Origin of the sequence: Pandoraea morbifera (genome assembly GCF_902459575.1) — a bacterium.
Taxonomy (GTDB): domain Bacteria; phylum Pseudomonadota; class Gammaproteobacteria; order Burkholderiales; family Burkholderiaceae; genus Pandoraea; species Pandoraea morbifera.
This window is the reverse complement of sequence record NZ_CABPSD010000001.1, coordinates 19524-45707: the sequence shown is the minus strand read 5'-3', so window position 1 is coordinate 45707 and position 26184 is coordinate 19524. Positions and strand designations below refer to the sequence as shown.

Annotated in this window: 18 protein-coding genes; 9 read left to right on the top strand and 9 right to left on the bottom strand. The window is 64.7% G+C overall.

Translation table 11 applies throughout. The features are described from left to right. Nucleotides 1–229 precede the first annotated feature (229 nt). Nucleotides 230–2368 (top strand): TonB-dependent siderophore receptor, encoded by a 2139-nt coding sequence (locus tag PMO31116_RS00175; protein WP_246185076.1) that lies wholly within the window; start codon nucleotides 230–232, stop codon nucleotides 2366–2368. A gap of 192 nt (nucleotides 2369–2560) precedes the next feature. Here the strand turns inward: PMO31116_RS00175 and PMO31116_RS00170 are convergent, their stop codons facing one another. The 6 genes from PMO31116_RS00170 to PMO31116_RS00145 all read right to left on the bottom strand — a co-directional run bounded on the left by PMO31116_RS00170 (nucleotide 2561) and on the right by PMO31116_RS00145 (nucleotide 10502). Beyond that, nucleotides 2561–3331: a ferredoxin--NADP reductase gene (locus PMO31116_RS00170; RefSeq protein ID WP_023596159.1), complete on the bottom strand. Its 771-nt coding sequence runs from the start codon at nucleotides 3329–3331 to the stop codon at nucleotides 2561–2563. 263 nt (nucleotides 3332–3594) lie between these two features. Next, a complete protein-coding gene (pelG, locus tag PMO31116_RS00165; protein WP_150564929.1) occupies nucleotides 3595–4971 on the bottom strand; it encodes an exopolysaccharide Pel transporter PelG in 1377 nt (458 codons plus the stop codon). After that, complete coding sequence (gene pelF / locus PMO31116_RS00160; RefSeq protein ID WP_150564928.1) at nucleotides 4971–6659, bottom strand: GT4 family glycosyltransferase PelF; 1689 nt, start codon at nucleotides 6657–6659, stop codon at nucleotides 4971–4973. The genes pelG and pelF overlap by 1 nt, the downstream gene beginning before the upstream one ends. Before the next feature lie 5 nt (nucleotides 6660–6664). Next, the gene (locus tag PMO31116_RS00155; RefSeq protein WP_150564927.1) at nucleotides 6665–7813 is read right to left on the bottom strand and encodes a lipopolysaccharide N-acetylglucosaminyl transferase; all 1149 of its coding nucleotides are present in this window, start codon (nucleotides 7811–7813) and stop codon (nucleotides 6665–6667) included. Then, nucleotides 7806–9224, bottom strand: a complete 1419-nt coding sequence (locus PMO31116_RS00150; protein ID WP_246185075.1) for a PelD GGDEF domain-containing protein — start codon at nucleotides 9222–9224, stop codon at nucleotides 7806–7808. Before PMO31116_RS00150 ends, PMO31116_RS00155 begins: the two co-directional genes overlap by 8 nt. A 450-nt stretch (nucleotides 9225–9674) precedes the next feature. After that, nucleotides 9675–10502 (bottom strand): phosphodiesterase, encoded by an 828-nt coding sequence (locus tag PMO31116_RS00145; protein WP_150564926.1) that lies wholly within the window; start codon nucleotides 10500–10502, stop codon nucleotides 9675–9677. Between the two features lie 556 nt (nucleotides 10503–11058). Here PMO31116_RS00145 and PMO31116_RS00140 point away from each other — a divergent pair. Together PMO31116_RS00140 and PMO31116_RS00135 are read left to right on the top strand one after the other, a co-directional pair. Continuing rightward, the gene (locus tag PMO31116_RS00140) at nucleotides 11059–11337 is read left to right on the top strand and encodes an HU family DNA-binding protein (protein WP_023596162.1); all 279 of its coding nucleotides are present in this window, start codon (nucleotides 11059–11061) and stop codon (nucleotides 11335–11337) included. 431 nt (nucleotides 11338–11768) lie between these two features. Then, nucleotides 11769–12800: a CHAD domain-containing protein gene (locus PMO31116_RS00135; RefSeq protein ID WP_174970652.1), complete on the top strand. Its 1032-nt coding sequence runs from the start codon at nucleotides 11769–11771 to the stop codon at nucleotides 12798–12800. A 35-nt stretch (nucleotides 12801–12835) separates the two neighbouring features. Here PMO31116_RS00135 and PMO31116_RS00130 read toward each other — a convergent pair whose 3' ends face one another. After that, the gene (locus PMO31116_RS00130; RefSeq protein ID WP_150564924.1) at nucleotides 12836–15277 is read right to left on the bottom strand and encodes a heavy metal translocating P-type ATPase; all 2442 of its coding nucleotides are present in this window, start codon (nucleotides 15275–15277) and stop codon (nucleotides 12836–12838) included. 68 nt (nucleotides 15278–15345) lie between these two features. Between PMO31116_RS00130 and PMO31116_RS00125 the strand changes: the two genes are divergently transcribed. From PMO31116_RS00125 to PMO31116_RS00100, 6 genes are all read left to right on the top strand, one after another. Beyond that, nucleotides 15346–15816 carry a Cd(II)/Pb(II)-responsive transcriptional regulator gene (locus tag PMO31116_RS00125; protein ID WP_150564923.1) on the top strand — a complete coding sequence of 157 codons (471 nt, stop codon included), beginning with the start codon at nucleotides 15346–15348 and terminating at the stop codon, nucleotides 15814–15816. Between the two features lie 427 nt (nucleotides 15817–16243). Next, a complete protein-coding gene (locus PMO31116_RS00120) occupies nucleotides 16244–17509 on the top strand; it encodes an NAD(P)/FAD-dependent oxidoreductase (RefSeq protein WP_150564922.1) in 1266 nt (421 codons plus the stop codon). A gap of 324 nt (nucleotides 17510–17833) precedes the next feature. Further along, on the top strand, nucleotides 17834–19168 hold the full coding sequence (locus PMO31116_RS00115) for a putative bifunctional diguanylate cyclase/phosphodiesterase (RefSeq protein WP_150564921.1): 1335 nt from the start codon (nucleotides 17834–17836) through the stop codon (nucleotides 19166–19168). A gap of 78 nt (nucleotides 19169–19246) precedes the next feature. Then, nucleotides 19247–20869, top strand: a complete 1623-nt coding sequence (locus tag PMO31116_RS00110; RefSeq protein WP_150564920.1) for a sensor domain-containing diguanylate cyclase — start codon at nucleotides 19247–19249, stop codon at nucleotides 20867–20869. 47 nt (nucleotides 20870–20916) lie between these two features. Then, entirely contained in the window at nucleotides 20917–22224 is a 1308-nt protein-coding gene (locus PMO31116_RS00105; RefSeq protein WP_150564919.1) for a phospholipase A, read from the top strand. Nucleotides 22225–22468: 244 nt separating this feature from the next. Further along, nucleotides 22469–22684, top strand: coding sequence for a DUF1289 domain-containing protein (locus PMO31116_RS00100; RefSeq protein WP_150564918.1), 216 nt, complete (start codon nucleotides 22469–22471; stop codon nucleotides 22682–22684). Here the strand turns inward: PMO31116_RS00100 and PMO31116_RS00095 are convergent. Both PMO31116_RS00095 and PMO31116_RS00090 read right to left on the bottom strand, forming a co-directional pair. Beyond that, complete coding sequence (locus PMO31116_RS00095; RefSeq protein ID WP_150564917.1) at nucleotides 22665–24098, bottom strand: aldehyde dehydrogenase family protein; 1434 nt, start codon at nucleotides 24096–24098, stop codon at nucleotides 22665–22667. The genes PMO31116_RS00100 and PMO31116_RS00095 overlap by 20 nt on opposite strands. Before the next feature lie 346 nt (nucleotides 24099–24444). After that, nucleotides 24445–26040: an ABC-F family ATPase gene (locus PMO31116_RS00090; protein WP_150564916.1), complete on the bottom strand. Its 1596-nt coding sequence runs from the start codon at nucleotides 26038–26040 to the stop codon at nucleotides 24445–24447. Between the last annotated feature and the right edge of the window lie 144 nt (nucleotides 26041–26184).

Sequence of the window (26184 nt, the reverse complement as noted above, 5' to 3'; positions counted from 1 at the left end):
GTGAGCCGCCTGCGGCTCACGCCTCCCCAAGAAGCATTCGATCGTTTTCAAAACGTACCCGTCGGCACACGACGCAACACAAATAGGGAGATTCACTTCGATGTCGCACCACCGCCCCCTCACAGGGCGCGCCTTCGCCTGCTCCGCACGCGAGCGCACCACGCATGACTTGCTGTCTCGCTTGACTTCGTCGCGCCTGCCTTGCGAACCGTCATCGGTTACACGCGCTGTGACCGGCGTATTCCCCGCGCGGGCGGTTGGCGTCATTTGGGCCGCATCGCTCACGCTGGGCGCTGGCAATGCGATGGCACAGCAGGCGCCGGCCGCGGCTGACGTGGCGCCAGGCACCGCCGCCCTGCCCGCCACCAGCGTGTCGGCCGGGCGCGATGACGATGTGCGCGTCGAGCGGGTTTCGAGCGGCGCGCTCGGCACTCGCCGCGCGGTGGACACACCGTTCTCCGTGGTCGCGGTCAACAGCGAGCAGATCAAGAACCAGATGGCGCAGACCGCCACGGACGCCTTCAAGTGGGACCCCGCGGTGAGCACCCTGTCGGAGAACAAGCGAAACGAGAATGCGTATTTCGCGGTGCGCGGCATGCGCGTCGACATGCTCGACGGTACCAAGGTCGACGGTCAGAATTTCGTGTCGTGGCAGGCCGACATTCCGCTCGAACCGTTCGAGCAGGTCGAGTTGCTCAAGGGCCTGTCGGGCTTCATGTATGGCTTCGGTGCGCCGGGCGGCATCGTCAACTATGTGCTCAAGCGCCCGACGGAGGAGCCGCTGCGCCAGTTCTCCGTCGGCTACGAAGCCAGCAACGTCTGGAGCCAGAAGCTCGATCTGGGCGGACGCTTCGGCCCGGACAACCGTTTCGGCTATCGCCTGAATCTCGTGAACGAAGAAGGCAACACGGCCGAGCCCAACAACCACGTGCGCCGCAAGACGATCTCGTTCGCGACGGACTTCCGCATTACCCCCGATCTCACCTGGTCGGCGGACGTGGCGTACTGGAAGCGCCAGACGACCGGCACCCTGTTCGGCCTGAACTTCTCGGGCGCCGGCGCGGTACCCGACGCCAGCAAGGTCGCGCGCAATCTCGCCCAGCCCTTCTCGTATTACGAGACCGATGCCCTCACCGCGGGCACCGCGATCGACTACCGCATCAACGATCGGTGGAAGGCGAACTTCAAGTACCGCTTTGCCCGGCAGAACCGACTGAACGGCGACAGCTTCCTTTCGGTGCTCAATGCCGCGGGCGACTATGCGGATACGCAATACAAGTGGAAGACGGCCTATTACTACCAGGCCTGGGACGGCATGCTGCAAGGCAAGTTCGACACCGGCCCGCTGAAGCACGATGTGGTGTTCGGGGTGTCGTACCAAAGCCAGGTCAAGCTCAACGACAACGGTCGGGGCGGCGACGGCATCGCCCTTGGCACGAGCAATATCTACAATCCGTCCCTGCTCCCCAACCAGGACATCGGACTCGATTACGAACCGTATCGCAGCGAAAAGATTTCGCAGCGTGCGATCTTCGCCAGCGACACGGTGGGTATCACGTCGCGCCTCTCCGCGCTGGTCGGACTGCGCTACACGCAGTTCAATGACGATCTGTACGATATTTCCGGACAGACGAGCACGTCATATCGCGCGAAGCCGGTCACGCCGACGCTCGCATTGATGTACAAGACGGATCCGGATTCCACGGTCTATGCGAGCTACGTCGAATCGCTCGAACCGGGCGGCTCGGCAGGCGTCACCGACAATAACTATCCGCAGACGTTTGGCCCGCTCAAGAGCAAGCAGTACGAGGTGGGCTGGAAAGCAGACAAGCAACGCTGGGGCGCGAATCTCGCGCTGTTCCGCGTGGAGCGCGGTTATGCGTACACGAACCAGGCCAACGACTTCGTGCAGGACGGCACGCAACGCTTCCAGGGGCTCGACGCGAGTGGCTGGGTACGTATCGCGCGCGACTGGCGGGTCCTGGGCGGCGTGCTGCTGCTTAATACGAAGGCCGTGGGCGTTGACGATCCGAGCGTGGCGGGCAAGCGCATCTTTGCCACGCCGAAGTATGTGGTGACCGGTCGCGTCGAATACGACACGCCGTTCGTCCGTGGCCTGACCGTGGCCGCGGGCGTGAAGGTCACCGGCCAGCAGGAGGTCGATGCAGCCAACACGCTGTCGATTCCCGCCTACACCACCATGGATGTGTCGGCGAAGTACACCACGCGCATCGCCGGCAAGTCAGTCGTGTTGCGCGCCGCCGTCAACAACCTGACGGACAAGCACTACTGGACGACGACCTATAACGGCTTCGTGCTGCCCGGTTCGACGCGCACCTTCCTCGCCAGCGCCACGATGGACTTCTGAGCGCCGGCAGGAAAAAAGAAAAGCCCCCGTGAGCCGGACTCGTGTCCGGTTCACGGGGGCTTTTCGCTGGCCGCGACGCGCTTACCCGGCGGTGAGGCGACGCAGGGCAATACGGCGCGACACGATGCAACGATGGGGGGACGGCGGTGTCGCGATCAGGCAATGACCTTCACCGCGAGGCAATGCCCCATGTCAGCCAACGAACGCGCGCTCGACGAGGTAATGCCCCGGCGCGTGGTTGTGACCTTCCACAAAGCCGCGCTTTTCGAGCAACTCGCGCGTGTCCTTGAGCATGGCCGGACTGCCGCACAGCATGACGCGGTCATTCTCCGGGGTGAATTCCGGCAGGCCGATATCGGCGAACATCTTGCCCGACTCCACCAGCTCCGTGATACGACCCTGGTTCTCGAATTCTTCGCGCGTGACGGTCGGGTAGTAGATCAGCTTGTCGCGGACATACTCGCCCAGGTACTCATGTTCCGGCAGGTGCTGGGTGATCAGATCGCGATACGCCAGCTCGCTGGCAAAGCGGCAGCCATGGACCAGAATGATGTGCTCGTAGCGGTCGTAGACTTCCGGATCGCGGATGATGCTCATGAACGGCGCGAGGCCCGTGCCCGTCGAGAGCAGGTACAGATTCTTGCCCGGCAGCAGATTGTCGTTGATGAGCGTGCCGGTCGGCTTGCGGCCAACGATGACCTTGTCGCCCGGCTTCAGGTGTTGCAGACGCGAGGTCAGCGGACCGTCCTGCACCTTGATGCTCAGGAACTCCAGCTCTTCCTCGTAATTTGCGCTCGCCATGCTGTAGGCGCGCAGCAACGGCTTGCCTTCCACTTCCAGCCCGATCATCGTGAACTGGCCATTGACGTAACGGAACGAAGCGTCGCGAGTGGTCTTGAAGCTGAACAACGTATCAGTCCAGTGGTGGACTTCCAGCACGGTCTGTTGATTCTGAGTACTCATATTGGCTTGACGTTAGACAAAGGGCGACGCGGCACATCGGCAAAAACGGCGGCGCTGACGGCCGGGAATGCCTGCGTTGCGTGTGCACGGGCCGTCCTTGATGGCCCCGATGCCCGAGCGCCTGGTGCATCGGGTCGACGCACTTTCGGTTTTGGGCGGGAAAACCCCACTATTTTACCCTAATTGGGAATTGCTTTCATTTGTCCGTGCGGGCCGTCAGGGGGGCCGGGTGAGGTCGCCGATGGCGCCGCGGCCCGACGGCCTCAGGCCGGCTGCCCCATGTAGGTGTCGTATTCCAGCGCGGCAAGACGCCGGGCCAGCCGGTGGACGCCGAGCATCACCACACACAGCAGCGCCGCCGCGAATCCAACCCCGTAAAGCGGCGGCCCGTATTGCAGGCTGATCCACGTAAAGCCCGTGTTGAGCGCCACGAGCAGTGACGTGAGCATCAGCACGTCGCGCCGTCGGTCGAGATAGAAGAGCACATTAAGCACTCCGAGCAGCAAGACTTGCAGCCCGGCCGCGACGACATCGATACGCAACAGCGGCTGCCATGCAACGGGCGCGCCCACGAGTTTGAGGATGTCTGCGCCGAAAGCGAATATGAGCAGCGTGACGATTGCCTGCACTTTGACGATCTCGTAGAGACCGGCGCGCACCGCTCGCACCATGAGCACCCGCGCCGATGAAATCTGGCGCAACGTGCCGCCATGTCGCACGGCGTCGAAAAATCCCGCGTAGGCTTCGGCGAAGTCGGTCTCGATACGAAGCAGGAAGACCGCCATGCCAGGAATCACGCACAGGTAGGAGAGGAAGACCGGCAGATCGTAGAACGGCGAGGCGCGCAGCGGGCCAATCACGGCCATGCCGGTCGTGGGCCACGCCCAGAACATCAGCTTGTCGACCCACACACCGAGCGCGAAGCACACCCCGACGCCGATCAGCGAGAAGCGAACGTTGCGCGGCACGAACACCGCCCATGACAGCCACGTCGTGGTGCGATACTGGCGCACGACGATTGCCGTGAGCCCGAGCAACACGAACGTGTGCCCGATCACGAAGCCCCCCAGCAGCCCGGCAAGCCCGAAACGCCCGAGCAGCACGGCGCACACGACGCACAGGCTGCATCCCCCGCAGAACACGCCGAGAATCGCCCGGTACTGCTTCACGCTCGTGAGAAACAGCACCACGATCCAGAGATTGCCGAGCAGCACCAGGCCGATCCACATCAACCAGCGATATGCCAGCGGCTGCCGGGCAAAACAGGTTTCGGCCAGAATCAGCCCCAGCGCGCCGAGCACGACCGTCGTCACGAGGGAGACGGCGTTGAACGACGGAACGACCGCTTGCGGTTCGCCCACGAACAGGCGGTCGCTCAGGTAGCGCGCGAATGCCAGCTGGATCACCCCGGTGGCGATGACGCTGGTCGCGATCAGGTACGTCACCGACACTTGAAACTGCGCCAATACCTCGCGCGGATGCAGGTAAGTCAGGCTCATCAACCCGACCAGCACCACCCCGAGCATCGACAATAGCAAGGGGCCGGCGCCGATGATGCCCGCATAGCCATACGCCGCAATCGTGCCCGAGAGCGTGTCGCTGCGCAGCAGGCGCCGCAGTTCGAAACCGATGCCAGCCATCAGCCGTGCCCCTGCCCTGTGTTGACGCGGCCCATCCAGCGCGCGTAGCGCGCCCGGTAAGCCGCGCACATGATATCCGCACGGTAATAACGCTCGACTCGCGCCATGCCCGCACGGCTTGCCGCGTGCCACTGCGTCGGCTCGAGCACTTCAACGATGGCGGACGCCAGTGCCTCGGGGTCGGCAATCGGCACGATTCGCCCGGCACGGCCAAGCGCGCGGTCGGCGGCGTCGCCGCCCTCGATCAGTTCACGACACGCGCCGACATCCGTCGCCACGACCGGCACACCGGCAGCCGACGCTTCAAGCATCACCAGCGGCAAGCCTTCGGACACGGACGACAGTGCCAGCACACCTATCCTCGGCAGGATCGACTCGATGGCCTGAAAGCCCATGAAGCGCACCTGATACTCCATGCCGAGACTCGCCGCGAGGTCGCGGCACTCCGCCGCATAGCCCCGGTCTTCCGACTCGGGCCCGACGATCCATCCCTGGATGTCGGGACGCGCGCGATAAGCGATGAAAATCGCCCGAAGGAACGTCTTGATGTCCTTGACCGGCACGACGCGACCGATCAATGCAACGACGGGTGCGATCTGCGCGTGGGCCGAATGCGCCGCGGCGTCACGGCGCGCTCCCCGCAGTGCGCCGAACCGGGCCACCTCCACGCCGTTCGCGATACAGCGTGTCTTGTGAGCCGGGGCACCGTCGGCGATCTGGCGCGCTCGCCCGCCCTCGTGGAGCGACACAATCTCGTCGGCCGCGTCGTAGCAGACGCGGCCGATCGCTTCGAAAAAGCGCATCCAAAGATTCTGGAAGTAGCCCACGCGGGCGATGTCGCGCTCCAGCGGCCCTCGGTTGTCACGCAGCCATTCGCTTTGCAGCAGATCGAGCCGTCGCTCCTTGGTGTAGCTGCCGTGCTCCGTCACGAGCAACGGGCGCGCGGTATTCGCGCGCAGCATCGCACCCAGCAACCCCGCGTAGCCGGTCGACACCGTGTGATACATGCGCGCCGGCGGAAGTCCGCGAGCAATGCGTGCGAGCTGCCAAATCGGCTTGTGCATGGCGCGAATCGACCAGAAGTAATCGGTAAAGGATGGATCATGGCAATACCGCTCGTACCGCTGCGTGATGAAGCGCCATGCGCGCTCGCCATGCAGGAAGGCCGATTGGGCCAGCGCGCCGTCGTCGCTCAGCATTGGCAGGATCCGGGCAAGCAGCGCGCTCAGATCCTCCGCACGCATCTGCGCACCGGGTTCCGGCGCGGCTTCTTGCCATGCCTCCGGGCTCGACGCCAGTCCCGACGTCGCGACGCGCGCCGCCCCGGCGGCATCATGCTGCCGGAAGCGATCGTGCAATTGGGCAATCTGCATGAACGCGGCAGCGTCATCCGCGCCCGACGGTGAACGGCGCGTGCCGGAGACCTCTCCGGTCGACGCGTAAAGATAGTGCGCCTCGAAATGAACGACGTTGTCCGGCATCGCATAGACCGGCTCGCCATAATCGGCGCGGCGGCTTCCAATGAACACCACCGAGAACGTCAGATCGGGCAATGCCCGGATGAGCTGGTCGACCCAAGACGACACGCCGCCTCGCACGTAGGGAAACGTGCCTTCGAGCAGCAGCGCCACATCGGCCTGCGACGCCTCGACGCGCGTGGAACGAATTTCAGAGTGGGATACCGGCATGGCGCTCAAGGTGTCCAGAACTGCACAGCGGGCTGCACCGTTGGCGAGACCGCAACGCCCTTCGCCGCCGCATCACTCGCTCCCAGTCCGCGCAGCAGTTGCGACACCCGGTCGTAGCGGCGCTGCTGAAACGCCGCTTCTGCCAGCCACGGCAGCACGCGCTCGGTGGGAAAGCTGTGGAACTGCGCATGGCGCAGGTACATCTCGGCCACATCGGGCGTTTGGCGCAGCAACGCGCAGCGGCCCAGCAGGTACCACATCGACGCGTCGTCCTCGTGCAGCGCAAGCGTATCGCGCGCGAATTGCTCTACACGCTCGAGCGTGAATCGCAGGACTTCGCCGCGCACCAGATTCTGGTAGATCAGTTCCCAATACAACTGGGCGAGATGGCGGCAGGCGTGTGCGCGCGACTCGTCGTCCTGTGCGGCGGCATGACGCTCGCGCATGGCGAAGATCTGCCGCGAGATGCGCTTCTCCATGCCGTCCAGAATGCCGTAGGCGAGCAGCCGCACCTCCTCCACGGGATCGGCCAGCAAGTCACGCGCAATCTCACTCGTGACCCGCGACGGCAGCGCCCGCACCGAAATCAGCGCGTCGAGCCGGTCGGCGCGTGCCCCACCGACGTTTCGCAATCGCGCGCGCAATCGCATGCCCGTGCCATGCCGAACCTTCGCAATGAGATGCGCGATGAACCCTGGCGCGGTGACGCGAATGGCGGCCGGCGCTTCGCGCGGGGGCGGAAACACGTATCCGACGAGCAACACGCTCAGCACGACCGCCACGCCTGCCACGGGCAGGAAAAAGGCGATCAACGCCACATGCCAGAACGCGTCGCGTCGTCCGCCGTAGCCTTGGGGCAACACACGCATGACGAAGCCCCCGGCCAGCAGTGCGCAAACACCCTGCCACGCCAACACCGTTGTGAGGGCAACGCCCCCGGACGGCGCGTTCGACGGCGCCCCGCCAACGTCGGCCGCAGCCCCCGCCGGTGCATGCAGCACGAGACGCATCACATGCCACTGCACGGCGATAGCCAGCCCGCCCAGAATCAGCGTGAGCGCCGCACGCAGGATCCACACCGCGCGGGCGGCACCTCGGCGACGAAGCCGGCGACCGGGTCTCGCGCGCTCGTGCGGCATTGCATGCTCAGTCATGGTCGACGCACCGGGCCACAAGATCGCGCAAGCCCTCGCCTGGCGCCGATGCCTCGACGCGGGATGCATGCACCGCCACGTGCCCGCTCTGGAAATCCACGCCATATTGCTCACGCAGCAGCATCTCCACCCGCATCAGGTAACCGTCCACGCCATGCTCGTCGGTGATCGGCATGAGCGCCACGGCAATCTGCTTGCGCGGTGTGCCGATGGTCCAGACGGCGTCGAGCGCGCGACGCTGCCGCACCGTCTGTTCGAATAGCGAATCGCCGCGCGACCCTCGCGGGAACACCAGCGCGACAAGCGACGATTCGATACCGCTGGCACGCTTGAGGCGGGCAAGACGCCCGAGTTCCAACGCGAAGTCGTACGGCACCTGCGGCACCGATTCGCGCACGCTCGCCACCAGCGGCTGGTGGGCGACCCCGTCGGCATAGTAGGCAAGCAGCACCAGCAACAGTTGCAGGTTGTCATGATTGAGCGCCAGGAACGGCATGCGTCGCACGATCAACACGCTCGCCAACGCGCCATCGCCATCGAACATCGGCGCGCAGACGAGATACGGACTCGCGTCGCTCGCGGCGTCATCGGGGCGCACATGGGCGAGCGTGCCGTCGCGCACGCAGTGCTGCACGAGCGGGTCATCGATGTCCGGCTCGAAACCTTCGCCGACACGCGCGACCGGTGTCGTCAGAAGGCGTTGCCCGCGCACCGCAAACAACGACGCCACTTCGATCTGGCACGTGAGCGCCGCGAATTCGAGCATGGGTTGAGCATTCGGCAGTCCACCCGCGTGCCCATGAACGTCACCCGCCCGACGCAGGGTCAGCTCGCGCAAACGCGTCAGCGCGTCGCGCAATGTCATGGGCCTTGCCAGCAGATCGCGTTCGAGCCGCTCGTGCGACACGCGAAGCAGGTAATGGTTGTGGGTAATCGCGACGAGCCGGTCGCTGTAGTAGTCATTGATGCCATGCGCGCGATGCGTGCGGCGTGACCAGATGTCGCAGAAATGGCCCGCGATCAGCACCAGTGTCATCCAGCCGGCGAAGTGCACCACGGGAAACGTGCCGCCCGCCGGTGCACACAGCACATACCAGGCGGCGGCGAGCATCGCGCCGCTGACCGCGCCGGCGAGCGAGCCATAGCGCAGCGCGGCGACAACGGCGACCAGCCAGAGCCATGGGAATTGCGCGCCGAGGAGGAGCGGATCGTCCGGGCGCAGGCGCCACGCGACGCCTATCGCGAGCACCATACCGCCAGGCACTTCGAGCATGGCGAACGGCCGAACGATGGCAGGCGCGATCCAGCGGCCCCAGCGTCCGAGATTGCCCAGAGGCTGGGCGCTGCGCACCCGTGCCGAAGCCATGGTGTCGCGGGCCGGTTCGCCATCGTTGGGCGAAGCGGCACTCACCGGGGGCTCGCGTGGCGGCATTTCGACCGAACGTCCCGGATTGGCCAAGCGGACCAGGCGCCTGCATGCCGGTCACTTGGCGGCGTGTCTTTGCACGCGATCGACAGGCCCGGCGCAATGCGCGGGCGTTCGCGCGACCATGGCGCGATGGCGGTTCGCATGATTCCCCGTTTTCGGAAGGCGCCAAGGCCGGCAGATTTCGCCGGGATCCCGGGCAGCGGATCGAGAGCGCTCGCCAAGGGTCACATCGGCCGCGCTTGCGGTCCGCATGACGTCGGCTTCACGCCCCGTCGTTCCCGTTCCGCGCGTCGTCTCTCTGAACGCTCGCTCCGGAACGGCCTTTGACTGCTGATCCGAACTGATCTCTTATGTTTGATGGGAATGCACTTTACACACGGCGGGTCCCACTATCGTCCCCATTTTTCTCGCCGGTCCGCCGCTCAAAATACGTCAGGAAACCGACGTACCGTCGAAGCGGTACGGGCCGTCGTACGGGCCGACGAACGCCTGGTGAGTACGCACGCCGGACCCGGCTTGCCAGAGGTGCAACGCGAAGCCGGGCGGTTCGAGCGAGATCGTCTCCGGAGCTCCGGGCGCCAGTCCAAGCGTGATCTGATGCGCGGTGGACACGCACGTGCTGGCCATGACATTGGGTGCACCGGGAACCTGGGCCTGGATGCTGCGGTGCAGGTGACCGCAAATGACACGCTCGATATGACCGTGGCGCGACGTCACGCGCGCGAAACCCTCGCGCCCGGCGCTGGACAATCCGTAGCCGTCCATGAACGCTATTCCCGTCTCGAACGGCGGATGGTGCATCGCGATGATCGTCGGGCGTCCGGCGCAGGCGTGCAATTGCGCGTCGAGCCAGGCGAGACGCGAATCGCAAAGATGGCCGCTCGCGCCCGGTGGGTCCTGCGTGTCGAGCGCCAACACGGTCATCGGCCCCAAGTCGACACGATATTGTAAAAATTCGTAACCGGTTCGCAGATAGGCGTGATCGGGAAACGCGTCGCGCAATGCCTCACGATGGTCGTGATTGCCGACAACCAGGTACAACGGCATCGTCAGTTCCGCCAGGCACTCGCGAAGTACTTCGTATTCCGACGGATGCGGCGTGTCGATGAGATCGCCGGTCGCGATCACCGCGTCTGGACGCGGCTGCAGGTGATTGATGGCAGCGATCGCACGACGCAGCGCAAGAGCGGTGTCGACACGCCCACACGCCAGCGCGCCGGGACGCGTGACGTGAAGATCGGTGATCTGGCAGAGGAGCATGAGGCTTTCCTTGGTGGCGAATGGCGCCGCCATTCGAGTGTAGGACGCGAACGCTCGCGCGCGGTCCACTGAGCCGCGACACGCTAGACGTTGCAGATGACACGCCGGTGACGCCCGAACAGTCGCCGATGCCGTGCATACGCGCCCCAACCAAAAGTCGCCCGGTGGCGCAAGCCCCGATCAGCTAGGGAAACTCCCAAAGCCCGCCCGACAAGGGATTGCGGGCGGCCATGACCGAAGATGCCCGCAGTTACCGGGGTTTTGCCGCCAAGAACGAGAAAGTACGCGGCATAGCGCAACAAAATCGCCGCAAACCGTTGTCAGGACTGGCCCACAGCCCGCCGATGGCTCTATAATGCGGCTGCCCGGCCAGTGCCAGCGCCCTCACGATATGTGACGGAACCGATCCCCGGATCGAGTTCGCGTAACGTGCCGCGAAGGCGACATTCTGGCGTGAGCCGCGTGCCTTATGGCGCGGATACAACACCGGCACTCGCCAAATGGCGAAAGTGTTAGAGTTGTCGCCGGTATTCACCACCTCTCAAGGGAAACACACATGAACAAACAGGAACTGATCGACGCCGTCGCCGGCGCTACGGGTGCCAGCAAGGCTCAAACCGGCGAAACCATCGACACGCTGATCGAGGTCATCAAGAAGGCCGTCGCCAAGGGTGATACGGTTCAGTTGATCGGCTTCGGCTCGTTCGGTTCGGGCAAGCGTGCCGCGCGTACCGGCCGCAACCCGAAGACCGGCGAAGCGATCAAGATCCCGGCTGCCAAGACCGTGAAGTTCACGGCTGGCAAGGCGTTCAAGGACGCCGTGAACAAGAAGTAAAGCCAGTTGCGCGCAGGCCGGCCTTCGTGCCGGCCTATCTTTTTGCTCGCCCGGCCGTTCACGGATGGCAGCAATCAATAGACGTTGCATCATCCTCTTTCGAGGTCCACGACTGATGTAACGCTGCGCGCCTCGCGGGTGTCCTGCGCACCGACTCTCGGAAATCCGGGCGCCCGCGACGAATTCCCCCTCGTCAGTTCAAGGGCCTGCGGCCCGCCATCCCCCTCCCCCGCGTACCGTTCCTCGGCATCGTTTGCGATGCACCGAGCCAGACTTTGCGCCACCGTCGGTGTCTTGCCCTTTCGCAGGGTCATGCACTTTACGCGCCGCCTCCGCGTCGGCCCGGGCGCTCGACCACGCCCGGCGGCATCGAGGTGCATCGCATTTTTTCGTCACGCTTGCCCCAAGCCTTCTATGCTATGTTGCGTGACATGACACGCGCGACCACTGCGGCCAATGCCGCCTCTGCCAGAGGATCGCCCGCTCACGGCCACGCCGAAGCGGCAGCGCCGCGCCCACCCGGCGCCAAGCAGGCGCGGCGCACATCGGCCGCACGTCTGCTCGTTGCCCTCGCTGCGTTTGCGCTGACGCAATGGCCAACATCGCGGGCGGCAAACGCCGAATCCCTGCCTGTCGAATCCATCGATCCGGAAGCGCTTCATGCCCTGCGAATTACCGCGCGCCGCCTGCGCACGCTGATCGACGTCTTCTCGCCGTGGATCAAACCGCGGTGGCGCCGCGAGCTGTTGGAAGAATTGCGCTGGCTTGGCGAGTCCACCGGTCTCACGCGAGACACCGATGTGCTGGCCACGTCGACATTGCCCGCGTTGCGCGCCGAGTATCCGGATATCGACTGGCCCACCGTCGACGCACACGTCGCGAAACTGCGTGGCGACGCCAACAGCATGGCGGCCGAAGCCTTGACGAGCGCTCGGCAGCGCGCACTGCACTCGCGTTTGCGCGACGCGTTCGGCGTACGCAACGACGGCAGTGTCGCGCACCGCGCCGCCAAGGCGCTGCGACGCCCGTCACGCACCCCCGGCAAGCGCCCTCGTGCGCTGGCAAGACATGCGCACAATGTGCTGCGCGCTCGATACATCGCATTGTTTCCGGAAGCGCGCCAGCTGGCGATGCTCGACACCGAGCAACTGCACGCCTTGCGCGTGAAACTCAAACAGGCACGCTACAGCGCCGAAGCGTTGGCGCCATGGATGCGCAAGGCGGTCCGCTCGCCTTACCAGGATACGCTGCACGCCGCGCAGGAATTATTGGGGCAACTCAATGACGCGGTCGTGGCGCAACGTCTTATCGAAGCCATGCCCCTGAGCGCCGCCCACCGCGACACACTCGCGGGGCGCCTCGACACCCTGATCGTGAATACCACGAGTCGCGCAGCCCATGTACTGTGTCATCTGCCCGACGCCCACACTCTCGAACGTGGCATGCGTCAAGGGCGCGGGTGACGCCGGCGTCGGCGAGCTCTCACGCCCGCCGTGCGTCATGCCACTTTCGTGCGCAGCAGACGCATGCCGTTGGCAATCACCAGCAAGCTCGCGCCCACGTCGGCGAACACCGCCATCCACAGCGACGCCAGGCCAAGAACGGCCAGGGCGAAGAACACGGCCTTGATGGCCAATGCCACCGCGATGTTCTGCTTGAGCACCGTGGCAGAACGCCGGGACAACATCAGGAACGCCGGCAGCTTGCGCAGATCGTCGTCCATCAGGGTGACGTCAGCCGTCTCGAGCGCGCTATCGGTCCCCGTGACGCCCATCGCAAAGCCCACGTCGGCGGCAGCCAGTGCCGGTGCATCGTTGATGCCATCTCCGACCATCCCCACGTGACCGAACTTGTCGCGCAGCGACGACACCGCCTGCCACTTGTCTTCGGGCAGCATCTCGGCACGCACATCGCTCACGCCGGCCTGCTCGCCGATCACCTGCGCGGTCGCGCGATTGTCGCCCGTCAGCATGACGGTGCTCACGCCCATGTCTGCCAATCGCGCAACGGCCTCCCGACTTTCTTCCCGCAACGTGTCCGCCACGGCCAGTACCGCGAGCGCCTGCGTTTCGCTGGCCAGCACGATTGCCGTGCGCGCCTGCGCCTCGAGACGCGCGAGCTCCGCTTCCACGGTCGCATTGCACACGCCCAGCGACTCGATCAGACGATGATTGCCAAGGTAATACAGCATCGATCCCACGCGCCCCTTTACGCCCATGCCGGCAAGCGCCTCGGCCTCGGTCACTTCCGGCAACGCTCCCAGGTTCGCCTGCCGGAACCCGTCGACGACCGCACGCGCGATCGGGTGAGTGCTCTGCGCATCGAGGGCGGCGGCGAGCGTCAGCACGTCGTCGTGCGACGCGCGCCCCAGCGGCACCACGTCCGTGAGGTGCGGCTCCCCTCGCGTAAGCGTGCCCGTCTTGTCGAGCGCCACCGCCCGAATCAAACGGCCACTCTCGAGGAAAGCGCCGCCCTTGATCAGAATGCCGGCGCGCGCTGCGGCGGTCAGACCGCTCACCACGGTCACCGGCGTGGAGATCACCAACGCGCAGGGACACGCGATGACCAGCATCACCAGAGCCTTGTAGATCCAAGGCGACCACGCAAGACCGAAGGCCAGCGGCGGCACGATTGCCACGAGCAATGCGCAGAGCACGACGACCGGCGTATAAATGCGCGAGAACTTGTCGACGAAGCGCTGCGTGGGAGAGCGCTGCTGCTGCGCCGTCTCGACGATGCGAACGATGCGCGCGAGCGTGGTGTCACCCGGCGCCACGTTGGTGCGGTAGACGATCAGCCCGCTCTCGTTGATGCTGCCCGCGTAGACGTCGTCACCCACGGTCTTGTCGACGGGCACGCTTTCGCCCGTGATCGATGCCTGGTTGAGCGCCGAACTCCCTTGCTCGATGACGCCGTCGATAGCGATGCGCTCCCCCGGACGAGCGCGCACACGCGCGCCGATCGTTAGCGACGCCGCAGGCACCTCGCGCCAGCTGCCGTCAGGCTGCTCGACCGACGCCTGATCGGGTGCCAGACGCATGAGCGCCTCCACGGCGCGGCGTGCACGCGAGAGCGACGCCGCCTCGAGCTTCTCGGACAGCGCGAAAAGCACGATCACCATCGCCGCTTCCGGCCATTGGCCGATGACCATCGCGCCGATGACCGCAAGCGACATCAGGAAATGGATGTTCAGCGTGAGGTGGCGCAACGCGATCCAGCCTTTCTTGAGCGTGGGCAGGCCGCACGCGAGAATCGCGGCGACCACCATGGCGCCGACCCACGGGCTATGCTCCGGCACGCCGGACCAGACGACAATCTCGCTCGCCGCGGCGAGTACGCCGCCGATGACAAGACGTGCCACGTCGGACTTGCGTCCGGCCGGCGGCGGCGCCGCGGCATCGCCTCCAGAGAGCGAAACCGGTGTCATGCCGAGTTTGCGCAAGGTGTCGGCCACCTCGTCGCCATGGCGCCTGACGTCGTCGGCCGAACTGCGGGTATCGAACACGACCGTCAGTTCACGTTTCAGCAGGTTGAAGTACAGGGCATCGACCCCAGGGCGACGCTCCAGTTGGTCGCGAATCAGACGCTCCTCCGTGGGGCAATCCATCTGGTCGATACGGAAGCGCGCCTGCGGCGCGTTGGCATCGGGCGTTGTTGTCGGTGCCATAGGGGCGAGCTCGGCGCCGGTGGCGCAGCACGAAGCCGTGGAATGCCCGTTTGCCGCACCCGACGCGCAGACATCGCCACGATCATGCCCGTGATCGTGCGTGTGGCCGTGCGCATGGTCATGCGGGGCGTCATGATCGTGCCGATGCGCATGCCCGTGGTCGTGGCCATGCGCGTGGCCGGAAACGTCGCCGCAGTGCGCCAGCGCCTCGCCATCCGTCACGCTCGCGCCCGCCAGACGAGCCACATCCGAGGGATTCGAGGGTTTGGACATGTGAACTCCTGGTTGACTGATTCGTGTTACTCTCCATTGAAAACCCTGTAGTCACTACGGAGTCAAGCATGAAAATCGGAGAACTGGCCCGGGCGGCGGGCACCGATGTCGAAACGATCCGCTACTACGAGCGCGCCGGCCTCCTGTCGGCCCCGCCGAGGACCGACGGCGGTTACCGCGCCTACGGCGAAGACCATCTGGAAGCCCTTCGCTTCATTCGCCATTGCCGCTCGCTCGACATGCCGCTCGCCGACGCGAAGCGTTTGAGCGAACTGGCCCACGATTCGAACGTGACCTGCGAGGACGCCAATCAGCTGATCGAGGCGCATCTGGGCCGCGTCCATGCCCGCATCCATGAGTTGCAGGCGCTCGAGCAGCAGTTGCTCCATCTGCAGGCGCAATGCCAGAGCCGACACGAGACGAGCGATTGCGGCATCCTGCGCGCGCTGATGCAAGGGGCTCACGGTGAAGCCTGCGCCTGCCACAGCGAAGGCGGTCCCATCGACGTCGCGTGCGACCACGGTCCTCTGCATGCATAATCCGGACGCGCGCGGCCACCTCAGCGCCTGACCACCGCCGTACGGCGCCCACGCGCAAGTTACGCCCTGCCACGCAACATGTCGACGTCGCCAGCGCGAGTGTCGATGCCCCGGACGAGCGCGCCGCCCGTGCTGCCCGCGCGATATCCGAGGCACCAGACATCGCTCGCCCAGCGCGACATCCTCGACGAACCGCGTGCTGTGCGCCCCTCGTTCCGATGCGCCTCGACGCCGGCGCCCGGGCGATTGTGACGATTCACCGTGCCCGCCCTGAAAACAGGGGCAAAACACCGCAGTTTCTATACAATGTCCCGCACGCGTCGCGACGCAAGCCCTTCGTTCGTGCAGGGCGCCGCCGTTCGATGCTCAGGATGTGCACGGATACGTCGCAATCCGTTCCAATTTTTGCTTCTTTGTCGGAGATATTATGTCCAGCGATGTAACCGCGACGCCCGTGCCTTCGTCGCAAAGCAGCGCCGACATCGTCATCATGGGTGGGGGAGCTGCCGGCATTTCCGTCGCGGCCAGCCTGCGCCGTCGCCGTCCATCCCTGACGATCACCATCGTGGACCCGGCCGACACGCATTACTATCAGCCGGCATGGACGCTAGTGGGCGCAGGTGAATTCGATCCTGCCCGCACCGCCCGGCCGATGGCAAGCGTCATCCCCGAGGGCGTTAACTGGATTCAGGCGGCCATCACGGCTTTCGCGCCCGAACGTTCGCAGATTCTGCTCTCAAACGGACGTCCGCTGACCTACCGCTACCTGATCGTGGCGCCGGGACTGCAACTGAACTGGGAAGCGATCGACGGCCTGACCGATACGCTGGGCCGCAATGGCGTCACGTCCAACTATCGCTTCGACCTCGCACCGTATACCTGGTCGCTGGTACGCGAATTCAAGGGCGGCAACGCGCTCTTCACGCAACCGCCCATGCCGATCAAGTGCGCCGGGGCGCCGCAGAAGGCGATGTATCTGTCGGCCGACACCTGGCGCCAGCACGGCGTGCTCGACAAGTCCCAGATCGAATTCCATCTGGTGGCGCCGGCGCTGTTCGGCGTGAAGGAGTACGTTCCCGCACTGATGACCTATGTGAAACGCTACGGCATTTCGCTCAACCATCTGTCGCATCTTCGCGCGGTCGACGGTGAGCGCCGTGTGGCTCGATTCGAGATTTTCGATGCCGACGGTCAGTCGCAGTTCGTGGACAAGCCGTTCGACCTGCTGCATGTCGTGCCGCCGCAAAGCGCACCCGACGTATTGCGCGCCAGCCCGCTCGCCGATGCGGCGGGTTGGTGCGAAGTCGATCACGCCACGCTGCGCCATCCGCGCCACGCGAACGTCTTCGGGCTCGGAGACGCCATTTCGGCGCCCAATGCCAAGACCGCCGCCGCCGCGCGCAAACAGGCTGTCGTGGTGGCCGAGAATCTGCTCGCCGCCATGGACGGCCGCCCCCTTCCCTTGCATTACGACGGTTACGGCGCTTGCCCGCTCACGGTGGAACACGGCAAGATTGTGCTCGCCGAGTTTGGCTATGGCGGCAAGCTGTTGCCCACGCTCCCGATCGACGGCACGCGCGCGACCCGCGCCGCCTGGATGCTCAAAAAGTACGTACTGCCCAAGGTCTATTGGGATTACATGCTTCGCGGGCGCGAATGGCTGGCACGGCCAAGCCGCCCCGGCCATAGGTGAAACCCCAACTCAATTTTCGGCCAAGGGTGCCGTTAAAAACGAGAGAACCCGGTTTCGCGACCGGGCACGAGCTTCTAGTCGGGCCACGCCTTGCGCGCGGTCTGCCGGAGCGCGGGAGGACGGCACGTGGTGGCGCGACGGCGCTCACGCACGCCAGGTTCCCCGCTCGATGGCCGACACATTTACGCGTCTTATGCAGAACATGATTCAAGGGTTTTCTGGCGGCACGACCTGTTCGACGCGTGGGCTTGCGATGCCCTGCGGCTTTACATGCGGCAATGATCAACGTTCAACCGAGCGGGCAACGCGTGCCCGCCTGCCGAGATGAACGATACGAACGCGCTGCGCCGGCAAGTCGTTCTCGCCGATCTCCTGCTGGACCGCCAGCGGCTCCTGCGCGCCCTCAGCCTGGAGTTGCGAACCCCCAGCCCGCCCAACAGCCACAGTGCGCTGGTGGTTCTGCACGTCGGGCGAGGCCAGCGCACGGCGACAAGCCAATCCGCCATTTCCGACGCCGATCTGCTCGCGACCATCGCATTCCGGATCGGCTCGCGCATCCGTCGGCGCGATCTCATTGGCCGGGTGTCCGATCAGCAGATCGCCATCCTCCTTCGCGACCTCGGCAGCCGTGAAGCCGCCGTGCAAGTCACGCGCCGTTTCATCCGCGCGGGCGAGTCGCCTGTTCCGTGCGGCAACGGCCTGCTTTACCCGATCCTTTCCGCGGGCATCACGCACTTGCCGCAGGTGCCCGTGTGGCCTGCCACGCTGCTCGAACACACCTCCGACGTCGCCGATCAGGCCATACGGGAGAGCGCATCGCGCTTTCTCGTTACGGAAGCCCCTTGCGCGCCGACCGAGGGCATCAACCCGCCGGACGAAGCCGGCAACGAACAGTATTGGCGCAGTGCCATCGGACGCGCGCTCTCGGATTCGGAATTCCGCCTGCATTACCAGCCGCAGATCGATATGCGGACTCACCGGCTCACCGGACTCGAGGCACTGATCCGCTGGCAGCGAGACGACGAGCTGATCATGCCCGGCGAGTTCATTCCGGCAGCCGAACGGTGCGACGTGATCGGACCGATTGGTGACTGGACCCTCCAGGAGGCCTGCCGGCAACTCGATCAGTGGCACAAGGCGGGCGAGGAATACCCCCGCGTGGCCGTCAACCTGTCCGCGCAGCAGATGCGCGTGCAGACGCTGGAGACCGTACGTTACGCCCTGCGGCACCACCGCGTGCCCCCGGACAAGCTCGAGATCGAAATCACCGAATCGTCGCTGATTTCTCACCTCGACGAAGCCGCTACATTGATGAACGAACTCGTGGCGATGGGCGTGCGTCTGTCGCTCGACGATTTCGGCACCGGATATTCGAGCTTCGTGCGTCTGAAACGCTGGCCGTTCGGTACCGTGAAGATCGATTACCAGTTCGTGGCCGGCGTGCTGCTCGGCGGCTATGACACCGAACTCATCCGTGCGATCATCGCCATCGCCCGCAAGCTGGAAATCGAAACCGTCGCGGAAGGTGTCGAGACCAGCGCGCAACGCGACGCCCTCGCCTCGATGGGCTGCCATGCGTGGCAGGGGTATCATTGCACACGTCCACTTCCGCCCGGGCACATCGAGACATTCATCCGAGACTGGCACGGGCGCCTGTAAACGCGTCTGCACCCGCATTTGCCGTTGCTCAACGATTTGTTCAATCGCCGCCGCACTGTCTCCGCCCTCGTAAGCGGCATGACCATCCTGCTGGGTGTGCTTGCCGCCTGGGCCTTCGCCCGCTTCGCCGCCGATCAACTCGTGGCGAGCCGTTTGGCGCGCCTGCTCTTCGAAGAGCGCAGTATCGCCAGCCGGCTGGCACACGGCACGGTCCATACGGTCAATCAGGACCTGATGCTCATTCGCGGCATTCCCCGCGTGCTTGCACAAATCGGGCAGATTCAGAATGCCGCGGCGGCCGTCGCCGACCACCCGTTGACGAGCCTGTCGCCGAAAGCGGCCAGACATGCGCTGCTTGCCAACCCGCAACTCAAACCCGTGAACGCGCTGCTGAGCGCCGCGCAACAATACTTCGGCGCCGATCTCGTCTGGCTGGGCACGGCCGACGGCGTGACGATCGCGTCCAGCGACGCCGACACGGCGAGTCCGCTCGTCGGCGACAACTTCGGGGACCGCGCGTACTTCAACGCGGCCGTGCTCGGCGGAACGGGCCAGCAGTACGTCATCGGACGCAAGACGGGACTCCCCGGCATCTACTTCACGGCGCCGGTCTATCACGACGGCCGGCTCGTCGGCGTGGTGGTCGTCAAGCTGGGTATTCGCCGGCTCTCGCACTGGGTGGACACCGGCGCTTCGTTTGTCACGGATCCCAACGGCGTCATCGTGCTCGCCAACGATCCGACATTCACCGGCCTGGCCGTGCCCGGCGCCAGGATCTTCGACATGACGCCTGACGAACGGCGCCATCTGTACAAGCGGGAAGATTTCACCGTAGTGCCCATCGAAGCATACGACCTTGCGCCCGGCACGCCGGCGATATTCCGACATCAGAGCGATGGCGACACCGGTAAACGCACGGCGCGTCTCGTTCGCATACGCCCGGACAATCAGCCCTTCCTGATGGAAGCCGAGGTGTCGACCGACGACGATCTCGTGATCTACACCATGAGCGAGGCACCCACGCTCGGCAGCCTGTCCATCGAACGCCGCCGCTACGCGGTACTGGTATTTGCCTTGCTGCTGAGCTCCGCTGGCGCACTGTACCTGCTGGTTCGATATCTGCGTCGGGAGAAACTTCAACTGACCGACACCCTCGCCAAGAATGCCGCGCTCGAGCATGAAGTGAAATACGATGCGCTCACGGGAGCGCTGTCGCGCGGCCACTTCCTCAAGCGCCTGTATTCGGAAGTCTCGCGAACCGAAGCGACCGACATGCCCGCCTGCGTCATACTCGTGGATCTCGACCATTTCAAGCAGATCAACGACACATGGGGTCATGCGCTCGGCGATACGGTTTTGGCCAACTTCGTCCACCTCTGTCACGAATCGTTACGCGAAGATGACATTTGCGGTCGTTTGGGTGGCGAAGAATTCGCTATCATCCTGAGTGGCGCCACGGAGGCCCGAGCCTTCGAAGCCGCCGAGCGGCTGCGCGAAGCCGTTCGCACCAGTCGCATTGCCGTCGACGACCGGACGCTTCAGTTCACGATCAGCGCCGGTGTCGCGCAATGGCACCCTGGCGATGACGCCAATGCATGGCTCAGACGTGCCGATGCAGCGCTTTACCTTGCCAAATCTCACGGACGCGATCGTTGCGCCCGTGAATCCGACCTCCGGGACCTCACCCAAGGCGGATCGTAACGGACCTCGGGCTGACCGGCCCGGGGTCGCCAACCCAGACCGGACCGATGCCCAAGACGAATTTCGCCACATTCGCCCCGTCGCCGCTGCGTGCCCTGCAATGCGGGGCGACGGCGCTATGCCTGGCCCTGAGCCAGACGGCCCATGCCGATCTTTCGCTTTTGCAACCGCCACGTGCGCTAGCCGGCGGAGCACCGCTCCAGCTTATCCTGCTCGCCACCCAGGACGCCCCGGGACGCAAGACGATCAAGTTGCCAGGCGAGATCGTCGTGCGCGTCTCCAACGACGACTTCAAGCCCACGCTGCTGCATCTCAAGCGCGCCGCGCTCGCGCCGTCCGAAGTCACGCTCTCGGGCGGCCAGTTCCAGCGCATTTCGTACTCCGCGGTATTGCCCGCCGAATGGCGCGGCTCGGTGCGTATCGAGCCCGTCGACTGGGATGCATCGACGACCACCATCGTGCTGGATCGGGCCGCGCCGGCGGAGCCGATGGTGGCAGCGGCACCGGTGGCTTCCGGCACGGGGGGCGGATCGCCCACCGCCGGCGCATCGGGATCTCCGGGCGCTTCCACCGCCGCGGCCACTTCCGGCGCGGTGGCCGCGGCATCCGCCGACGCGATTGCCCCCACCAGCGATACCGAGTTCGCACGCATCTCGTCCAATGAGCCGATGTACATTGCCTTTGGCAAGAACGGCGATGCCAATGCGCGCTTCCAGTTGAGCTTCAAGTTCCACATCCTGAAGCCGGACAATCCGACGTCGAAGGCCTTCCTCGACAATCTGTATTTCGGCTATACGCAACTTTCAATCTGGGATCTCGAAGCCGAATCGGCCCCTTTCCGGGATTCGAACTACCGGCCGAGCCTGTTCTACTACGTCCCCGATACCGGCGTACGCGCCGGCTGGTTTTCGTCGCTGGGCGTTGCCGCCGGTTTCGAGCACGAGTCCAATGGCAAGGCGGGTGCCGATTCCCGAAGCATCAACACGGTATTCGTCAAGCCCATTTTCAAGTTCGGCAATCCATCCGACTATCACTGGACGATCGCGCCAAAGCTCTATGCGTATGTCGAGAAAAATGACAACCCCGACATCCAGAACTATCGCGGCTACATGGATCTGCTTGTGTTGTGGGGCAAGCCGAACGGTTGGCAGGTCGGCGCAACGTTGCGCAAGGGTATGAAACGCAACTACGGCAGCGTGGACGTTCAGGTGACCTATCCCCTGGGCAAGCTGATCCCGGGGACCGGCGGCTATCTCTGGCTCGGTTACTTCACGGGCTACGGCGAAGACATGCTCGACTACAACCGGCATTCGCCGTCGCAGGTGCGGATCGGGTACAGCGTATTCCGCTGGTAGGCCCGCCACGGCGGGAGACGACGCGCAACAGCGTGTCACCGCCGCGGGAGCCGCGCGTTGCCAGCACGATCGAGGACGGCATCGACACGTCGTCCCGATGCGGCAACCGCCCCCGGCTACCCCGAATCGGTGCGCAATGTCCACCCGTCACCCCCGGACGTAGGGGAATCGAAACCGGCATCGCCATCGGTGAGATAATGGCGCGTCGGCACCCTCGCTCGCAGCCTAATCCGAAATATCCCTTATGTCCGAATTGCACGACCGTCCCGACAGCCCCTGTATTGGCGTTTGCTCGACGCTCTTCGACGACGTCTGCAAGGGTTGCGGCCGCACCGCCTCCGAAGTGTCGAACTGGGTGTTCTTTACCGACGAGGAAAAAGCGGCCGTGTGGGAACGCATCTCGCGCGAGGGCACGGCCATGCGTTTCTGCGACAACAGCGCTACGACTTCGCAGACTTGAACTGAAGCGACTTGTATTCGAGGAATTCCTCGAAGCCATAGACACCGTTCTCACGGCCATGTCCGGACTGCTTGAAACCACCGAACGGTGCCTGAACGTTGAACTCGCCGCCGTTGATGTCGACCTGACCTGTGCGGATCTGACGCGCCACCCGTACCGCTCGCGCCTCGTCGCCTGACCACACGCCTCCCCCCAATCCATAGATCGAGTCGTTGGCAATGCGCACGGCATCGGCCTCGTCCTGATAGGTGATGATCGACAATACCGGGCCGAAAATTTCCTCCTGCGCCACGGTCGCGTCCGGCGCGACACGCCCCAGTACCGTCGGCTGCACGAAAAAGCCCGCCTCGAAGCCTTCGGGCACAGCATCGCCGCCGGCGATCAGTTCCGCCCCCTCCTCCAATCCCTTGCGAATGTAACGCTGCACGCGCTCGCGTTGTGCCGCCGACGCCAGCGGCCCAAGGCGCGTCGTTTCCTCACGCGGGTCGCCCAGCGTGAAGCGCGCGACGGCATCCTTCACCAGTGCCTTGACCTCGTCGTAGCGCGACACCGGCACCAACATGCGCGTGTGCGCCGAGCAGGTTTGCCCGGAATTGAGATAGCACGCGTTGAGGGTTCCCTTCACCGCCGCGGCGAAGTCGGCGTCGTCGAGCACCACGGACGCCGACTTCCCGCCCAACTCCAGGGCCACGCGCTTGACCGTCTGCGATGCCACTTCGGACACACGCTTGCCCGCACGCGTCGACCCGGTAAAGGACACCATGTCGACATCCGGATGACGCGCCAGCACTTCGCCAACGACCGGGCCGAGTCCCGTGACCAGGTTGAAAACGCCAGCCGGCAAGCCCGATTCGGCGATCACCTCGGCAAGAATGAAGGCGCTGAATGGCGCCACTTCCGACGGCTTGAGCACCACGGTGCAGCCGGCGGCCAGCGCGGGGGCGACCTTGAGCGTGATCTGATTCAACGGGTAGTTCCACGGCGTGATCGCCCCGACAACCCCCACCGGCTCGCGCACCACCAGCGAATTGCCGACGCGCGCCTCGAATTCGAATGTCTGCGCCAACTCCGCGTACTTGTTCCAGTGATACACCGGCCCGCCGACCTGAATCGCACGCACCAGTTTGATCGGCATGCCGGTCTCGCCGGTCATGGCCTCGGCCAGTGCATCGGTGCGGGCCTTCAGGCCCGACGCGATCCTGCGCAGGTAACCCGCGCGTTCTGCCGGCGTCGTTGCCGCCCACGCATCGCGCGCCTTGCGCGCCGCGGCGATGGCAGCTTCCGCATCGGCCGCATCGCCTTCGGGAATGCGGCCCATGAGCTTGCCATCGGCCGAGTGAAAGACGTCCAGCGTGCCACGCCCGATCGGGGTGACCCATTGGCCATCGATGAAAAACTTGTCGTACGTCATCATGCAATGTCTCCTGAAGGGAGGTCCGCAACGAACACCCATTGTAGTCCGCCCGCCCCTCGCTTTCGCCGCGTCGCGCTGAAATCGACCGACGCCGATACGCAACTTCCGATATTCCCGGGAGGCCGACGGACGGAAGGCGCCATCGCGACATCGGCCCCGGCGCCCGCGCCCCATGCACGCGGCGAGCCGACGTCGACCGGATGCGCAACGGATGCCACCCGCAAACAAAAACGGGGCGCCTGCCATGCAAGCGCCCCGTCAGGGGACCCCACCTGTCGCGCCCGGTCGACGCCCCGGCATAGGCGACGCCCATCAGGATTCGGCTAGCACCGATTCCGGAGAAGCCTCAGACCTCGACGCCCTGGCTTGCCAGGTATTCGTCGTACGTGCCATGGTAATCCACCAGGGTGCCGTCGCTCTTCACTTCGATCACGCGCGTAGCAAGGCCCGACACGAATTCACGGTCATGCGACACGAAGACCAGCGTACCGGGATACTTGTCGAGCGCGATCTGCAGCGACTCGATCGACTCCATGTCCATGTGGTTGGTCGGCTCGTCCATCATCAGCACGTTGTGACGGCCCAGCATCAGCTTGCCCCAGATCATGCGCCCTTTCTCACCGCCGGAGAGCACGCGAACCGACTTGCGCACGTCGTCACCACCGAAGAGCAGCCGACCGAGCGAGCCGCGGATCACCTGGTCGTCGTCGCCTTCCTTGCCCCACTGCGTCATCCAGTCGGTCAGCGTGACGTCTTCCGGGAACGCCTCGGACGTATCCTGCGGCATGTAACCGATGTTGGCATTCTCGGCCCACTTCACGTTGCCCGCGTCAATCGGCAGATCGGCCATCAGGCTACGCAGCAGCGTCGTCTTGCCGGCACCGTTCTCGCCGATGATTGCCACGCGCTCGCCGGCACGCACCGCGCCCGTGAAGTTCTTGAAGATCTGACGGTCGTAAGCCTTCGAGATCCCTTCGAATTCGAACGCCAGGTTATGCAGTTTTTTCTCGAACTCGAAGCGGATGAAGGGGTTCTGACGCGACGACGGCTTGACGTCCTCGACCTTGATCTTGTCGATCTGCTTGAGACGGCTCGTCGCCTGGCGCGCCTTCGACTTGTTCGCCGAGAAGCGGCGCACGAAGTCCTGAAGGTCGGAGATGCGCTCCTTCGCCTTGGTGTTCGCGGCCATCTGCCGCTCGCGAGCCTGCGCCGACGCCAGCATGTAGTCGTCGTAGTTGCCCGGATAGATGGTCAGCGTGCCGTAGTCCATGTCGGCCATGTGCGTGCACACGGCATTCAGGAAGTGGCGATCGTGCGAAATGATGATCATGGTGGAATTGCGCTCGTTGAGCACGTCTTCCAGCCAGCGGATCGTGTTGATATCCAGGTTGTTGGTCGGTTCGTCGAGCAACAGCACGTCCGGATTCGAGAACAGCGCCTGCGCCAGCAACACCCGCAGCTTCCAGCCAGGCGCGACGTTGCTCATCGGCCCTTGGTGCTGATCCGTCGGGATACCCACGCCCAGCAGCAGTTCGCCGGCACGCGCTTCGGCGGTGTAGCCGTCGTACTCGGCGAACTTCGCCTCGAGCTCGGCGGCGTGCATGTAGTCGTCGTCCGTGGCTTCCGGATTCGCGTAGATAGCGTCGCGCTCGCTCATGGCGGCCCACATTTCGGTGTGGCCCATCATCACGACGTCGAGCACGCGCATGTCTTCATACGCGAACTGGTCCTGCTTGAGCTTGCCCAGACGCACGTTCGGTTCGAGCATGACGTTGCCGCTGCTCGGTTCCAGGTCGCCGCCCAGAATCTTCATGAATGTCGACTTGCCGCAACCGTTGGCGCCGATCAGGCCATAGCGGTTACCTCCGCCAAATTTGACGGAGATGTTCTCGAAGAGCGGCTTGGCGCCGAATTGCATCGTGATATTGGCAGTAGACAGCACAGGCGGTATCCGGGAGATGAGGTGCGGTGGCACAAAATTGCGCCACGAAACCGGATATTTTAACACCGATGCGTGTCGTGCGCCCCCTGCGCTCCCCTCGTCTCCTGTGAACGCTCCCAAATTTGGCGCGCGTCCCGGACACAG

What these genes read in the sequence shown, in the direction of transcription:
- PMO31116_RS00100 (WP_150564918.1), top strand. Translation starts at nt 22,469, where the DNA reads ATGTCCGAATTGCACGACCGTCCCGACAGCCCCTGTATTGGCGTTTGC.
- PMO31116_RS00140 (WP_023596162.1), top strand. Translation starts at nt 11,059, where the DNA reads ATGAACAAACAGGAACTGATCGACGCCGTCGCCGGCGCTACGGGTGCC.
- PMO31116_RS00125 (WP_150564923.1), top strand. Translation starts at nt 15,346, where the DNA reads ATGAAAATCGGAGAACTGGCCCGGGCGGCGGGCACCGATGTCGAAACG.
- PMO31116_RS00145 (WP_150564926.1), bottom strand. Translation starts at nt 10,502, where the DNA reads ATGCTCCTCTGCCAGATCACCGATCTTCACGTCACGCGTCCCGGCGCG.
- pelG (WP_150564929.1), bottom strand. Translation starts at nt 4,971, where the DNA reads ATGGCTGGCATCGGTTTCGAACTGCGGCGCCTGCTGCGCAGCGACACG.
- PMO31116_RS00170 (WP_023596159.1), bottom strand. Translation starts at nt 3,331, where the DNA reads ATGAGTACTCAGAATCAACAGACCGTGCTGGAAGTCCACCACTGGACT.
- PMO31116_RS00110 (WP_150564920.1), top strand. Translation starts at nt 19,247, where the DNA reads ATGACCATCCTGCTGGGTGTGCTTGCCGCCTGGGCCTTCGCCCGCTTC.
- PMO31116_RS00105 (WP_150564919.1), top strand. Translation starts at nt 20,917, where the DNA reads ATGCCCAAGACGAATTTCGCCACATTCGCCCCGTCGCCGCTGCGTGCC.
- PMO31116_RS00115 (WP_150564921.1), top strand. Translation starts at nt 17,834, where the DNA reads ATGAACGATACGAACGCGCTGCGCCGGCAAGTCGTTCTCGCCGATCTC.
- pelF (WP_150564928.1), bottom strand. Translation starts at nt 6,659, where the DNA reads ATGCCGGTATCCCACTCTGAAATTCGTTCCACGCGCGTCGAGGCGTCG.
- PMO31116_RS00155 (WP_150564927.1), bottom strand. Translation starts at nt 7,813, where the DNA reads ATGACTGAGCATGCAATGCCGCACGAGCGCGCGAGACCCGGTCGCCGG.
- PMO31116_RS00095 (WP_150564917.1), bottom strand. Translation starts at nt 24,098, where the DNA reads ATGATGACGTACGACAAGTTTTTCATCGATGGCCAATGGGTCACCCCG.
- PMO31116_RS00135 (WP_174970652.1), top strand. Translation starts at nt 11,769, where the DNA reads ATGACACGCGCGACCACTGCGGCCAATGCCGCCTCTGCCAGAGGATCG.
- PMO31116_RS00130 (WP_150564924.1), bottom strand. Translation starts at nt 15,277, where the DNA reads ATGTCCAAACCCTCGAATCCCTCGGATGTGGCTCGTCTGGCGGGCGCG.
- PMO31116_RS00120 (WP_150564922.1), top strand. Translation starts at nt 16,244, where the DNA reads ATGTCCAGCGATGTAACCGCGACGCCCGTGCCTTCGTCGCAAAGCAGC.